The sequence below is a fragment of the Pseudomonas sp. MWU16-30317 genome, from assembly GCF_020515695.1.
GTDB lineage: Bacteria > Pseudomonadota > Gammaproteobacteria > Pseudomonadales > Pseudomonadaceae > Aquipseudomonas.
This window is the reverse complement of record NZ_JAIWJA010000001.1, coordinates 580,668-595,113: the sequence shown is the minus strand read 5'-3', so window position 1 is coordinate 595,113 and position 14,446 is coordinate 580,668. Positions and strand designations below refer to the sequence as shown.

Here is a 14,446-nt window from a genome sequence, read left to right as displayed (position 1 = left end):
CGTCGGCTTGCCAACGTTCCTTCACTGGCCCGCACCTTGGATGTCGAACGCCCCGGCCGGCCGGAAGCCGCACACTTGCGCTCAGCCGCACGTCAAGGAATCAGAATCACCTTGTCGCTGCTGCCCGCATTGACCTCGGCAAAGCGTTGCGGCCCCTCGCTCAATGGCACTTCCAGCAGGCCTTCAGGCAGCGCCAGCAAGCCTTGATCGAAGTAGCCGCCAAAGTGCTCGAGCATCCGCGCACAGGCAGCGCAGTCGTACAGCAGCGAGTTGACCCCGACCACCGAGCCACCCTTGCGGTACAGCCCCAGCGCCGGCAGCTGCACATACCCCTCCACCGGGGCGGCGATGATGGCGATACGGCCGAACTTGGCCAGGGCGCCGACCGCAGCTGGCAACCAGAAGCCGGTGGTATCGAAAATCACCTCGGCACCGCCCTCGAACACGGCGTGCACCTGGGCGCCGAGGCCTTCGGGCTGGTCCAGCACCAAGGTTTCATAGCCCTTGGCGCGCAACGCCTGTGCCTGCTCTGGCTTGCGTACCGCCGCCAGCACCTGAGCACCACGAATCCTGGCGAAGGCCAATGCCGCGCTGCCGACCGCACCGTTGCCTCCGATCACCAGCACCCGTGTGCCAGCGATCACGCCGCTGCGCTCAAGGGCGTCCCAGGCCGTGGTATAAGGCACCCCGAGGCTGGCGGCCTGGGCGAAGCTCAGGGATTGCGGCTTGCGCGCGACCCCGCCGTTGGGCACGGTCAAATAGGCGGCGTGGGAGCCATCATTGAAAAACCCCAGATCGCTGCCCGTGCCCCAGACTTCCTGACCAACCCACTCCTGGGGGCCCTCGACCACCACCCCGGCAAAGTCGCGACCAGGGATGCGCGGCAAGGTGGTGTAGGGAAAGCGCCCGAGCACATTTTTGACATCGCTGGGGTTCAGGCCGGCCGCCTTGACCTGCACCAGCAATTGCCCAGGTGCGGCCACGGGTACGGGCACTTCAACGCATTGCACCGCGGCAAGGTCGCCAGTGCGGGAAAATTGCAGGGCTTGCATGGGGGTTGCTCCTTGGGTCGATTGACTGTGGCGCCAGTGTATGGCGGCTTCACAGGGGGTATCGGCCAAGAGCTTCGGTTTATCGGCCAGTTTCCAGCATGAAGGCCGAGGGCGACATCCCGCGCTCGCGGCGGAACATGTCGCTGAAACTGCTGGGTGAATAGCCCAGGGCGTGCGCGACCCGACTCACGGGCAACCCTTGCAGCAACTGCGCGGTCGCCGTGGCCAGTTGCACCTGACGGCGCCATTGGGCAAAGCCGACACCCATGCTTGCCTGAAACAGCCGGGCCAGGGTGCGCACGCTGGCACCGACCTGCTCGGCATGCTGCTCGAAAGAGATGTCCAGCGAAGGCGAGTCGATCACCGCCTGGCACAGGCTGCGCAGCCGCCGGTCGCTGTGTTCGGGCATGGGGATACTCGCCCCGCGGTGCTGAGCACGTTTGAGCTCCAGCAAGGCCAGACCGACCAGCGCTTCGTAATAATCCGGCTCGGCGCCGGTGGCCGCGCCCAAGGGATCATAAGCCTGTGCCACCAACCCGACGATAAGTTCGCGCAGCAGGCCGTTGACCTCCAGCACCCGCACTTGCCCATCCAGCGTTGCCGCCAGGGCGGGTCGCAGATAGATGTTGCGCATCTGCAGGTCCGACACCACGCGGATCCCATGGAGCACGCCAGGCGGCAGCCATACCGCCCGTTGCGGCGGCACCGCGATGGCCTCGCGCGGCGTTTCGACCCACATCACCCCGGACACCGCATACAGCACCTGCCCCCAATCATGACAATGCGGCTCGGTGAAATGCCCACGGGCATAGGTGCGCGCCAGGGGCAGTACCGGGACGGAGGGGTCGCTCAAGTCTGGGGGTGCGGCGAGGGCCATGGTATCGAGATCGCGGGCGTCAGGAGTTTACGGCCAGCAGGATATCACTGTTGGCGGCGGGTAAAGATCACCCTGGCGCGCGACTGCCACGGGGCTTGCCTGCGAATACGCAACGTCCGTGGCCGTGCTGCTGATGCGTTGGGGCTTTCGGGGGCAAGCCCCCTCGCTATAGGCAGGGTACGACGTCAGCGGCGATCAGGCCTCGTGGGTCAGTTGCTCGAAAGCTTCCTCGATATCGCTGATCCGAGTTGGCCGCACCAGGCGCGACACCTCCTGGCCATCCTGAAGGAAGATCAACGTAGGCCACAGCTTGACCCTGAACGAGCGCCCCAATGGGCGACCGCTGGCATCCTCGACCTTCAGGTGGTGCACTTGCGGGAAGTCGGCAAATACTTGCTTGAGCAACGGTTGCGCAGCCTGGCAATGGCCACACCAGTTCGTGCCGAACTCGATCACCGCAGGGCCCTTGTGAGCGTTGACGTCGGTGCGGTCGGGTTGATCTGCGCTATAGGTGTCCTGCATGGTGGTTCCTTGAGTGACCGGGGCATTACTTCATTGGAGCTCACGCCGGGCCTGACGTTCCCTGGATTCGCAGGGATCAGGGAGCTGCAAGCGGCAAGCCTCGAGCTATTTTGCATAACCAATCGGCAGATTTACCTGCTTGAACAACGTATTGCTGGCCTAACCTGTACTAGCTTGCAGGTTGCGGCTTGAGGCTGGCCTCCCGCTTCCCGCACCTGAGCACAATAATAAAAATAGGACACCGCCATGCCCTGCCCCGAGTTCATCGCCGCTCGAGACTTTCTGCTTGCCCACCGCACCGACTACGCCACCGCCGCCCGGGATTTTCGCTGGCCGCAACTGACCCATTTCAACTGGGCGCTCGATTACTTCGATGACATGGCCAGCGGCAATGGCGCCACGGCGCTGTGGATCGTCGAGCACGACGGCCAATCCAACCGCTACAGCTTCGAGCAACTCTCGCAGCGTTCCAATCAGGTCGCCAATCACCTGCGCTGGCTGGGGGTGCAGCGCGGCGATCGATTGCTGGTGATGCTCGGCAACCATGTGGCGCTTTGGGAAACGCTGCTGGCAGCCTTCAAGCTGGGCGCGATCGTGATCCCCGCCACCACCTTGCTGACCACCGAGGATCTGCGCGACCGCCTCGATCGCGGTCAGGTCCGCCATGTCGTGGCGGGCAGCGAGTGGGTCGACAAGTTTGCGGACCTGGCCGGTGATTACACGCGCCTGAGCGTCGGCGCCCGGATGGACGGCTGGATCGATCATGAAGACGCCCGTCACTATCCGCTCAGTTTTGTCCCCAGCGGCCCTACCCTGGCCACTGACCCGGCGCTGCTGTATTTCACGTCGGGCACCACGTCAAAGCCGAAGATGGTCCTGCACAGCCAGCAGAGCTACCCGGTGGGGCACCTGTCGACGCTGTACTGGATCGGCCTGCAGCCAGGAGACATTCACCTCAACATCTCCTCACCCGGCTGGGCCAAGCATGCCTGGAGCTGCGTGTTCGCACCGTGGAACGCCGGCGCCTGCGTGTTCATTCATAACACCCCGCGCTTCAACCCGGCGGCACTGCTGGAGATCATCGCGCAACATGGCATCACCAGCCTGTGTGCACCGCCCACGGTGTGGCGAATGCTGATCCAGCTCGACCTCAACGGCCGGCAGGGGCAGCTGCGCGAACTGGTCGGGGCCGGCGAGCCGCTGAACCCGGAAATCATCGAACATATCAAGGCCGTCTGGGGCTTGAACCTGCGCGACGGCTTCGGCCAGTCCGAGACCACCGCGCTGGTGGGCAACAGTCCTGGCCAGCTGCTCAAGCCGGGGTCCATGGGCCGGCCGCTGCCGGGGTATCAGGTCACGCTGCTCGACCCTGATGGCCAGCCTGCCAGCGAAGGCGAAGTGGCCTTGCCGTTGTCGGGCGCACCAATGGGGCTGATGCTGGGCTACGCCGATGCCCCCGACAAGACCGCCGACGCCATGCGCGGCGGCGTGTACCGCACCGGCGATACCGCCGCCATCGATAGCGACGGCTACATCACCTTCGTTGGTCGCGCCGATGATGTGTTCAAAGTCTCGGATTACCGCATCAGCCCGTTCGAACTGGAGAGCCTGCTGATCGAGCACCCGGCCGTGGTTGAAGTGGCCGTGGTGCCAAGCCCGGATCCCCAGCGTCTGTCGGTGCCCAAGGCCTTTGTGATTCTGGCCGAGGGCGTCGAGGCCGACGCGCACCTGGCCCGCCTGCTGTTCGTGTTCGCCCGCGAGAAGCTCGCACCCTACAAGCGCGTGCGACGCCTGGAGTTCGTCACCGAGCTGCCCAAGACCATCTCCGGCAAGATTCGTCGGGTGGAGCTGCGCCTGCTTGAGGCGCGGGTGCGCGAGTCGGCGGTGCGCCGCGACCAGGAATATTTCGAAGAGGATTTCCACAGCTGAACTCCGTGCCTTGTCGGAGCGGGCTCTTTCGCGGGCAGAGCCCGCTCCCACGGGAGGAGCCACCCGATTTGCGTCAAACCCGCTAGAATGCGCGCCCCTGTTTTTGCCTGTGAACACTATCCATGACGCCCGACGCCCTGACCGTGCTGCAGCAACACCTCGACCTCGCCCTCGCCCAGCCCACCGGCGAGGCTCGGCGCCTGCTGCACGGTCGCGGGCAACGCTGGCCGGGGCTGGAGCAGGTGACGGTGGACTGGCTGCAAGGCATGGTGCTGGTGTCGCTGTTTCGCGAGCCGCAGGCCCCGCAGCTGCAGGCGCTCAAGACCTTGCTGTTGCAGTGGGCGGCCCAACCGGCCTGGACCCTGGCAGGCGGCAAGGCCGTGCTGCTGCAACACCGCTACCTGCCCGCCAGCCCTACCGAATGCCTGCTCGGCGAAATCATCTCGCCTTGGGTGATCGAGGAAAACGGCCTGCGCTATCAGCTGGACCTCGGCCGCTCGCAGAACACCGGGCTGTTCCTGGACATGCGCTACGGCCGTCAGTGGGTACAGGCCAACGCTCAAGGCAAGCGGGTGCTCAATCTATTCGCTTACACCTGTGGCTTCTCGGTGGCGGCAATCGCTGGCGGAGCGTCGTGCGTGGTCAACCTCGACATGGCCAAGGCCGCCTTGAGCCGCGGACGCGACAACCACCGCCTCAACGATCACGACCTGAGCAAGGTCAGCTTCATGGGCCACGATCTGTTCAAGTCCTGGGGCAAGGTGATCAAGGCCGGGCCTTACGATCTGGTGATCATCGATCCACCGTCATTCCAGAAAGGCAGCTTCGTTCTCACTCACGATTACCGCAAGGTCCTGCGCCGCCTGCCGGAAGTTCTCAGCGCGGGCGGTCAGGTACTGGCCTGCCTCAACGACCCGCAGGTGGGCGCGGACTTCCTGATCGACTGCATGGCCACCGAAGCACCGCAGTTGCGCTTCCGGCAGCGCCTGGAAAATCCGCCGGAGTTCGTCGACATCGACCCCGAAGCCGGGCTCAAGGCCCTGGTATTCGCCGAGTAGCGATCTCCGATGGAACACGGCAGATTTCCCGCGCAGCTGCTACAAAGACAGCACTCAGAACGATAACAACGACGGGAGACAGGCAATGATTCTGAAAGGCAAGACTGCATTGGTCACCGGCTCTACCAGCGGCATCGGCCTGGGCATCGCACTGTGCCTGGCCAAGGCCGGCGCCAATGTCATCCTCAATGGCTTTGGCGATGCCAGCGCGGCCATCGCGCAAGTGGCCGCGCATGGCACGCAAGTCGGTCACCACCCGGCTGATGTCAGCGATCCGCAGCAGATCGCCGCAATGATCGACTACGCCCGCGACGACTTTGCCGGCATCGATATCTTGATCAATAACGCCGGTATCCAGCACGTCGACGCGGTCGAAGATTTCCCGGTCGAGCAATGGGACGCCATCCTCGCGATCAACCTGTCGTCGGTGTTTCACGCCAGCCGCCTGAGCCTGCCCGGCATGCGTGAGCGTGGCTGGGGGCGGATCATCAATATCGCCTCGGTGCACGGCCAGGTCGGCTCGATCGGCAAGGCCGCCTATGTCGCAGCCAAGCACGGTGTAATCGGTCTGACCAAGGTCATCGGCCTCGAAACCGCTACCACCCAGGTCACCTGTAACGCCATCTGCCCAGGCTTTGTGCTGACGCCCTTGGTGCAACAGCAGATCGATGCGCGTATCGCCAAGGGCGTCGACGCTGAGCAGGCGCAACACGAACTGCTCGCCGAGAAGCAACCGTCACTGGAGTTCGTCACCCCCAGCCACCTGGGCGAGCTGGTGCTGTTCCTGTGCAGCGAGGCCGGCAACCAGGTCCGCGGGGCGGCGTGGAATGTCGACGGGGGCTGGCTGGCGCACTGAGTTCTGATGTCAGCCGGATTGGCCTCTTCGCGGGCAAGCCTCGCTCCCACAATTGACGCCGTGGGAGCGAGGCTTGCCCGCGAAAAGGCCAGATGCATCAACGCAAATCTCGAATCACACCTGCTCTTCGTCGTTGACCAGCCCCCAGTCGCCCTTGGGCAATTCCTTCACCGGCGTAGGCGCCGCCGGGGCCGAGGTATGGGTGGCGCCGCCGTCGGCGTGCAGCTTGAGGCGCAGGCGCAGGTTGTTCTGCGAATCGGCGTTCTTCAGCGCTTCTTCCTCGTCGATAGCGCCTTCGACGACCAGATCAAACAACGCGCTGTCGAACGTCTGCATGCCCTGGTTACCGGCCTTTTCCATGATGCCCTTGAGATCGCTGAATTCGCCACGGTGAATCAGGTCGCGAATGGTCGAAGAGCCCAGCATCACCTCTACCGCCGCCCGCCGCTTGTTGTCGACGGTCTTGACCAGCCGCTGGGACACGAACGCCTGCAGGTTGTTGCCCAGGTCATTGAGCAATTGCGGGCGGCGGTCTTCCGGAAAAAAGTTGATGATCCGGTCCAGCGCCTGGTTGGCGTTGTTGGCGTGCAAGGTCGAGATCGCCAGGTGGCCAGTGTCGGCGAAGGCCAGCGCATGCTCCATGGTCTCGCGGTCGCGGATCTCGCCGATCAGGATCACGTCCGGGGCCTGGCGCAGGGTATTTTTCAGCGCCGCCTGGAAGCTGCGGGTATCGACGCCGACTTCGCGCTGATTGATGATCGACTTCTTGTGGCGATGGATATACTCCACCGGGTCTTCGATGGTGATGATGTGGCCGCTGCTGCTGCGATTGCGATAATCGATCAGCGCTGCCAGCGAAGTCGACTTGCCAGAACCCGTGGCGCCGACGAACAGCACCAGCCCGCGCTTGCGCATGATCACGTCGAGCAGGATCGGCGGCAGCTTGAGGTCCTCGAATTTGGGGATATCGAGCTTGATGTTGCGGGCGACGATCGACACTTCGTTGCGTTGCTTGAAGATATTGATCCGAAACCGCCCGACGCCGTGCATCGACAGCGCGAGGTTCATTTCCAGATCGCGGTCGAACTCCAGGCGCTGTTCGGCGTCCATGATGTCCATGGCAATGGCGGCGATCTCGCCTGGCTTGAGTGATTCGCTGCTCAACGGCTTGAGTACGCCATTGAACTTCGCACAAGGCGGCGCCCCTGTGGACAGATAGAGATCGGAGCCGTCCTGGCTGACGAGGGTTTTCAACAGGGCCTGGATATCCATGGGGCAAAGTCCGCGCGGCAATCGATAGGAAGTAAGCTATAGCTTGGCGGTTTTTCAGGCCAACGTGCAAATAAAGGGTAATGCAATGAAAGGATTGTCCGAGGGCGGCATGGCGGCCACGCTCATTTCGAGGCTACATGCCAGCGCCAGTCCCCTGCCAGCGCTGGAGCAGTGGCCGCAGAGCCTGCGCACCGCTGTGGATATGATCATCCACTGCCCGATGCCGATGCTGCTGCTGTGGGGGCCACAGTTGTGCCAGCTATATAACGATAGCTTCGCTCTGCTGGCAGGCAGCAAGCATCCCCGTGCGTTCGGACAACCGGTCGATCTGATCTGGCCGGAGCTGCGGCCGTTCACCGACCCGATCTACCAGGCGGTGCTCGGCGGCGAGGTGCGCAGTTATGTCGAGCAAGGCTTTTCATTACCGCGCGGCGACCATGAAGCCCAGGTGTGGCTTGACCTCACCTACAGCCCGGTGCGCGACGAGAGTGGCCAGATCAGCGGCATTCTGGTCACTGCCATCGACGCCAATGCGCGCCTTGAGGTACAGGCTGAACTGCAAAGGCGCTCCGAGGCCAGCACCGAGATGCATCAGCGGTTGCACGAAGAAATGCAAGAACGCGAGCGCGCAGAGGACGCCCTGCGCCATGCCCAGAAGATGGAGGCCGTGGGCCAGTTGACCGGCGGCATCGCCCATGACTTCAACAACATGCTCACCGGCATCATCGGCAGCCTGGATTTGATGCAGCGTTACATCGCCAATGGCCGCAGCGCCGAGATTTCCCGCTTCGCCGAGGCCGCGGTGACCTCCGCGCAACGTGCTGCCGCCCTGACCCATCGACTGTTGGCGTTCTCGCGCCGCCAGTCGCTGGATCGCCAGCGCATCGACCCCAATCAATTGGTCCACTCACTCGAAGAGTTGCTAAGCCGCACCAAAGGCGAACACATCGAATTGCGCATCCGCTTCGGCCACGACATCTGGCCCGTCGACACCGATGCCAATCAACTGGAAAACGCCCTGCTCAACCTGGTCATCAACGCCCGCGACGCCATGCCCGACGGTGGCGTCCTGCGCGTCGAGACCGCCAACTGCGTGCTCGATGGCAGCTTGCGTCAATTGGGCCTGGAGCCGGTAGCGCCCGGCGAATACGTGATGATCAGTGTCACCGACACGGGCTCGGGGATGTCGCCAGCGGTGTTGGCCAAAGCCTTCGACCCGTTTTTCACCACCAAGCCTACCGGCCAGGGCACCGGCCTGGGGCTGTCGATGATCTACGGTTTCGCCCAGCAATCAGGGGGCCACGTCAGCCTCGAAAGCACGGTCGGCCAAGGGACCCGGGTGCACCTCTACCTGCCGCGTCATGCCGATGCCGTGCAGGTCGAAAACGTGCTGCAGACCCCAGAGAACATCCCCCGCGCCCAGCAGGGCGAAAGCGTATTGGTGGTCGAGGACGATCAAGCGGTGCGCATGCTGGTGCTCAACGTGCTGGACGAACTGGGCTACCGTGGTCACCCCGCCGCCGATGCGCGCACGGCCATACCGCTGCTCGAATCCTCGTTGCGTATCGACTTGCTGGTCACCGATATCGGGTTGCCGGGCCTCAATGGCCGGCAGTTGGCGGAGATCGCCCGCCAGCATCGGCCGGGGCTCAAGGTACTGTTCATGACCGGTTACGCCGAAAAAGCCGCCGAAAAGCAACATTTTCTCGACGACGCTACGGACATGGTCGCCAAACCCTTTACCATTGACGTCCTGGCGAACAAGATTCGCGACATGATCAACGCGTAGCCCCCTGCGCGCCCCCTCCAGACAAAGCAAGCACGCCCATGAAAGCACAAGCCCGGCACATCCTCGTCAAGACCAGCGACGAGGCCGAACAACTCAAGCAACGCATCGCCAAAGGCGAAGCCTTCGATGTGTTGGCGAAAAAATTCTCCCTATGCCCTTCAGCCAAGCGCGGTGGCGATCTGGGTGAGATACGGCCAGGGCAGATGATCGGCGCTATCGACCAGATCATCTTTAAAAAGCCTCTGCGCGTAGTGCACGGCCCGGTCAAGAGCAAGTTCGGCTATCACCTGGTGCAGGTGTTCTACCGGGATTGATCCTGCGAGGCCTCGCGAGAACCCCTGAACAGCAAAAAGCCGCCGACACTTGAGAGTATCGGCGGCTCGTCTGTTATCGGCCCGGGGTCGGGTGGCGCGTCAGAGGCTGGCGCTGGCGCGCTTGGCTTGTTCGATGCGACCTTTTTGGTGATTGATGGCCAAATTGCTGCGCAGGCCCGCTACCAAGTTGGAAATGGCGCGGCTGCTGGTCAAGGATTGGGTGCTGATGCCGGTAACCGTCAAGTCGATGTGATCGGTCTTTTGATCGTACACCCGTACCGTCAGGGATTTATCCTGAGCCTGGGTGCATTGGCAGCGCATGGGCAGAAAGCTGCTTTCAATAATGTTGCGAAGTTCTAAAGTGGACAGCATAGCGACATCTCCTTGTAATTTCAGAGTCCGTGGCACCCGCGGGGAACAGAGGCGGCAAACCGCAGCCTAACTGTCACCAGTGCTCGTTCGACATGAACGCGTCCGTGGACTCTTGCTGTATAGCAGCAGGTTCCATGCCTACGCTAATACCGTTCATCTGCGCTATATATATCAATGGGTTGCGCCATAAACTTGAGACTTTGCTAAAAAGCCAGCATGCGCATTGCACGATGGCCGAATTTCGTCCCTGCAATTTGCATGGCCGTGCGCGCCAAAGCGAAGCATCTGCAACTTGTGGCCGCACCTGAATGTCACCTGTTCATCACTTCCACTCTGGCGAAAGGTATTGGCAATGGCACGGGCAATCTGGAAAGGCGCGATCAGTTTCGGGCTGGTACACATCCCCGTGGCGCTGGTATCGGCCACGGCCTCCAAGGGCGTCGATTTCGACTGGCTCGACAAACGCAGCATGGACCCGGTCGGCTACAAGCGCATCAACAAGGTCACGGGCGAGGAGATGGACAAGGAGGACATCGTCAAGGGTGTGCAATACGAAAAAGGCCGGTACGTCGTGCTCAGCGAAGAGGAAATTCGCTCAGCCCACCCGGTCTCGACCCAGACCATCGAGATCTTTTCCTTCGTCGCCAGCGACCAGATCCCGCTGCAAAACATCGATACGCCCTACTTCCTGGCGCCCGATAAGCGTGGCGAGAAAGTCTATGCGCTGCTGCGCGAAACCCTGATCCGCAGCCAGAAGGTCGCCCTGGCCCAAGTGGTGCTGCACACCCGGCAATATCTGGCGGCGGTCATGCCGCTGGATGATGCCTTGGTACTGGTGAAACTGCGCTGGCCTGCCGAAGTGCGCGAGCTGGCGGTGCTGGAGCTCGGCGATGCGGTGAAAAAAGCCGAGCTCAGCAAGCGCGAGCTGGACATGGCGCAACGCCTGGTGGACGATATGAGCGGCGACTGGCAGCCGGCGGACTACGTCGATCAATTCGAAGAAAAGATCATGGCCCTGGTCGACAAGAAGGCTCGCGACGGCAAGATCGAGGACGTCGAGACCGGCGATCCCGAAGACGCGCGTCAAACCGCAGATGTCATCGACCTCACGGAGCTGCTCAAACGCAGCCTGGGCGGCAAACCCGCCACCAAGGCGGCCAAGGACAAAGCTCCCGCTAAAGCCGCCGCACCGCGCAAGCGTGCTACCAAAGCCGCGCCGGCTGCGAAGCCGGCGACCCGCAGAGCAAAAAAAGCCTCCTGAGTCAAGCTCACAAAACTACTAGTTTGTATCTGGATTGATGTACGCCTATACCTGAGGACGACAAGAACTCTGGGTATGGAGCTGCCGGTCTATTCGCAGTGAACCGCTCCCAACTTTGAACAAGGAAGGCGAGCGGATGCGTGTATTGAAAGTTTCAGGTTTGGCGACCCTGACCTCATTGGCAGTGTTGACCCAGGCCGCCTACGGCGCCTGCAGCTTCTCTCCTACCCTTGGCGATGACGCTTACGTGTGCGACAGCGGCACCGCGCCCAGCCTCACCGACCTGCAGGGCAACAACCGGCTGACCCTGCCCGCAGGGGGCAGCGGGACCATCACCGGCGCGGTGACCTTCGGCGCTGGCGCCGACCAGATCAGTATCGGCTCCGGCACCATCGGCGGCGCCGTCAGCCAGGGGGCTGATATCGACGACTTCATCATGACCGGTGGCCGGATCGCGTCGCTGGCTCAAGGCGACGGCCGCGACACCTTCCGCATGACCGGCGGCACCATCGTCGGTGCCTTCGAAGATGGCGATGTGGCTGCCATGAGCGGCGGCACTATCGGCCGTGTCGACATGAAACTCGACAACAACGTCTTCGATCTGTCCGGGGGACGCATCATCGGTAACCTGGTGACCGGTTTCGGGCTCGATACCGTCACCGTCAGCGGCGGCAGTATCGGCGGCAATATCAGCGTCAGCGGTGGCAATGACGTGGTCACCGTGAGCGGCGGTAGCGTGGGCGGCAACATCCTGATGAGCTTTGGCGACGACCGCTTCATTTGGCGTGACGGCGGCACCATCGCCGGCACCATTCAAATGGGCGACGGCACCGACAGCGTGCTGCTCAGCGGCCTCACCGAGAGCCTGCTGGCTAGCAGCGCGGGGATCGACGGCAGCACGGGCATCGACACCCTGACCTTTGATCGCACCACCAGCCGCTCCGGTGCGCGCTACAGCAATTTCGAGCAGGTCAACCTCGACAACGGCTCGACCCTGGACCTGGATGACCGACTGGTGCTGGGCGACAGTGGCACTGGCACCGGCAACCTTGGGATCGACAGCACCAGCGTATTGAGCTCCAGCCAGGGCGGCGTCGCTCCGTTTACCGCGGGTCAGAACGTCAGCGTCGATAACGCCGGGCTTATCGACCTGACCACCAGCGGCAGCCGCGCCGACGATCGCTTGACTATCGTTGGCAACTATGTCGGCAGCAATGGCCAATTACGGTTGCAAAGCGTACTCGCGGGCGACGGTGCCGCGTCCGACCGACTGGTGGTGTCCCAAGGAACATTGAGCGGCAGCACGGCAATTAGCGTGGTCAACCTTAATGGCACCGGTGCCCTGACTACCGCCAACGGCATCCAGGTGGTCGAGGCCAATAACGGTGCAAGCAGCAGCAACGGTGCCTTTTCCCTGGCCAGCGCGGTGTCCGCCGGCGCGTATCAATACTATCTGTTCAAGGGCGGCATCACGGCCGGCAGCGAGAACAGCTGGTACTTGCGCTCCAGCGTGGTGGCCCTGCCGGTGGCGGCGACGCCGAGCACGCCGAGCACGCCTGGCGATTCGGCTGACCCCTCGACACCTGCCGAGCCCGTGGCGCAAAGTGCGCCGATCGCGGCCGTCGGCACCCCCGCCTTGCCGGCGGCCGCCGCTGGCCAAAGCATCGCTCTCTATCGCGTCGAGGTGCCGCTGTACAGCGTCATCCCTCCTGCCGCGGCGCTGCTGGCACAAACCAGCCTGGGGACTTTCCACGAGCGCCAGGGCAGCCAGCGCCTGTTGCACGAGGCTGGATGGGTTCCTGCCGGCTGGGCCCGGGTGTTCGGCAACAGCCTGCGTCAGAGCTGGGCCGGCGACGCGGCGCCGAGCCTGAACGCCAGCATCGATGGCTATCAGGTGGGCCACGACCTGTATGCCCATTTGAATGACGATGGCTATTGGCAGCGCGCCGGGGTGTTCGTCAGCCATGCGCACATGAGCGGCGACGTCAAAGGCTTTGCCTTGGGCTTCGATAACACCCACGCTGGGCGGTTGCGTCTGGATGGGGACAGCCTGGGGGCCTATTGGAGCCTGATCGGCCCCCAGGAGCAATATCTGGATCTGGTGCTGATGGGCACTCGCTATGATGGTCGCAGCCGCTCAGAGCGTGGCCTGACCCTGAATCTGGACGGCCATGGGGTGAGTGCGTCCGCCGAAGTCGGCTATCCCCTGCGCATCAGCGATCACTGGCGGGTCGAGCCACAAGCGCAACTGGTCGCGCAACGCGTCGACCTTGACGCCAGCCATGACGCAGTCGCCAAGGTGGGCTTCGATAACCCGACCACGTGGCGCGGTCGCCTCGGTGCACGGCTGCTGGGCGACTATCAGATCCGCGGCGTACCGATGCAGCCTTATCTACGTACCGACCTGTGGCGCACCTCGGGTGGCGACGACGGCGTCACCTATGACCACGCCGAAACCCTGCACACCCGCCAGCGCAGCACCACGCTGGACCTGGGCGGCGGTGTCGCGGCGCGCCTGAACAGCCGCACGCAGGTCTATTTGAGCGCCGGTTACAGCCGCAATCTCGACAGCGTGGCCGAGCAATCCCTGCAAGGCACCTTGGGATTGCGGATCTCCTGGTAGGCGATCAACCGCGCGATCAACCGCGCGATCAATAGCGTGATCAACAGAGCGGTGAAGAGCGCGACGAAAGGTCGCCTGTTCCGATTTGTCTACATCCATTTCACGCCACGTTCACGCCTTCAGGCGCATCTTTAAGTCACTCCTTTGTGTGATCCCTTTAGCCCGCGCCCCATCGCGGGCTTTTTCTTGCGTGCGATTTGTCAACAGTCGATGTTTCCGAATTGTCTACATCCATTTCACGACTCGTTCACGCCCGCAGGCGCATCTTCAAGTCACTCCTTTGTGTGATCCCTTCAGCCCGCGCCCCATCGCGGGCTTTTCTTTGCCTGGCGTTTGGCACCGCCCCTGCCATACCCCTGTCGCCTCAGCTGTGCGACAATAGCCGAAATGTCCGGTTTCAACCCCGCGCAGGTATAAAAAAGCTCACGGCAGATACAGCTGCAGTGGGCTTTTGCGCGTTGAATGGGCTCATGCTCCGACTGGAGCGAACTGAACAGATTGCAGATCGGCCCAACGCGGGC

At 62.9% G+C, this 14,446-nt stretch carries 12 protein-coding genes; 7 read left to right on the top strand and 5 right to left on the bottom strand.

The window, feature by feature from the left end; translation table 11 throughout:
* Nucleotides 1-92: 92 nt before the first annotated feature.
* The 3 genes from LIX93_RS02685 to LIX93_RS02675 all read right to left on the bottom strand — a co-directional run bounded on the left by LIX93_RS02685 (nucleotide 93) and on the right by LIX93_RS02675 (nucleotide 2,451).
* Complete coding sequence (locus LIX93_RS02685; RefSeq protein ID WP_226502462.1) at nucleotides 93-1,052, bottom strand: zinc-binding alcohol dehydrogenase family protein; 960 nt, start codon at nucleotides 1,050-1,052, stop codon at nucleotides 93-95.
* A gap of 79 nt (nucleotides 1,053-1,131) precedes the next feature.
* Complete coding sequence (locus tag LIX93_RS02680; protein ID WP_226502461.1) at nucleotides 1,132-1,929, bottom strand: helix-turn-helix transcriptional regulator; 798 nt, start codon at nucleotides 1,927-1,929, stop codon at nucleotides 1,132-1,134.
* Nucleotides 1,930-2,124: 195 nt separating this feature from the next.
* Nucleotides 2,125-2,451, bottom strand: coding sequence for a thioredoxin family protein (locus LIX93_RS02675; RefSeq protein WP_226502460.1), 327 nt, complete (start codon nucleotides 2,449-2,451; stop codon nucleotides 2,125-2,127).
* Nucleotides 2,452-2,697: 246 nt separating this feature from the next.
* Between LIX93_RS02675 and LIX93_RS02670 the strand changes: the two genes are divergently transcribed.
* From LIX93_RS02670 to LIX93_RS02660, 3 genes are all read left to right on the top strand, one after another.
* Nucleotides 2,698-4,380: an AMP-binding protein gene (locus LIX93_RS02670; protein WP_226502459.1), complete on the top strand. Its 1,683-nt coding sequence runs from the start codon at nucleotides 2,698-2,700 to the stop codon at nucleotides 4,378-4,380.
* Nucleotides 4,381-4,502: 122 nt separating this feature from the next.
* Nucleotides 4,503-5,438 carry a class I SAM-dependent methyltransferase gene (locus tag LIX93_RS02665; RefSeq protein ID WP_226502458.1) on the top strand — a complete coding sequence of 312 codons (936 nt, stop codon included), beginning with the start codon at nucleotides 4,503-4,505 and terminating at the stop codon, nucleotides 5,436-5,438.
* Nucleotides 5,439-5,523: 85 nt separating this feature from the next.
* Nucleotides 5,524-6,294 (top strand): 3-hydroxybutyrate dehydrogenase, encoded by a 771-nt coding sequence (locus LIX93_RS02660; protein WP_226502457.1) that lies wholly within the window; start codon nucleotides 5,524-5,526, stop codon nucleotides 6,292-6,294.
* A 114-nt stretch (nucleotides 6,295-6,408) separates the two neighbouring features.
* On the opposite strand, the gene LIX93_RS02655 is transcribed toward LIX93_RS02660, so the two are convergent.
* Nucleotides 6,409-7,566, bottom strand: a complete 1,158-nt coding sequence (locus tag LIX93_RS02655; RefSeq protein ID WP_226502456.1) for a PilT/PilU family type 4a pilus ATPase — start codon at nucleotides 7,564-7,566, stop codon at nucleotides 6,409-6,411.
* 85 nt (nucleotides 7,567-7,651) lie between these two features.
* On the opposite strand from LIX93_RS02655, the gene LIX93_RS02650 reads away from it, so the two are divergent.
* The gene (locus LIX93_RS02650; RefSeq protein ID WP_226502455.1) at nucleotides 7,652-9,355 is read left to right on the top strand and encodes an ATP-binding protein; all 1,704 of its coding nucleotides are present in this window, start codon (nucleotides 7,652-7,654) and stop codon (nucleotides 9,353-9,355) included.
* Between the two features lie 38 nt (nucleotides 9,356-9,393).
* Entirely contained in the window at nucleotides 9,394-9,669 is a 276-nt protein-coding gene (locus LIX93_RS02645; protein ID WP_226502454.1) for a peptidylprolyl isomerase, read from the top strand.
* Nucleotides 9,670-9,768: 99 nt separating this feature from the next.
* Here the strand turns inward: LIX93_RS02645 and LIX93_RS02640 are convergent, their stop codons facing one another.
* Complete coding sequence (locus LIX93_RS02640) at nucleotides 9,769-10,041, bottom strand: DUF1652 domain-containing protein (RefSeq protein WP_226502453.1); 273 nt, start codon at nucleotides 10,039-10,041, stop codon at nucleotides 9,769-9,771.
* Between the two features lie 352 nt (nucleotides 10,042-10,393).
* Here LIX93_RS02640 and LIX93_RS02635 point away from each other — a divergent pair, with 352 nt between their 5' ends.
* Both LIX93_RS02635 and LIX93_RS02630 read left to right on the top strand, forming a co-directional pair.
* Complete coding sequence (locus tag LIX93_RS02635) at nucleotides 10,394-11,302, top strand: Ku protein (RefSeq protein WP_226502452.1); 909 nt, start codon at nucleotides 10,394-10,396, stop codon at nucleotides 11,300-11,302.
* Between the two features lie 136 nt (nucleotides 11,303-11,438).
* Entirely contained in the window at nucleotides 11,439-13,925 is a 2,487-nt protein-coding gene (locus LIX93_RS02630; protein ID WP_226502451.1) for an autotransporter outer membrane beta-barrel domain-containing protein, read from the top strand.
* Nucleotides 13,926-14,446: the final 521 nt, after the last annotated feature.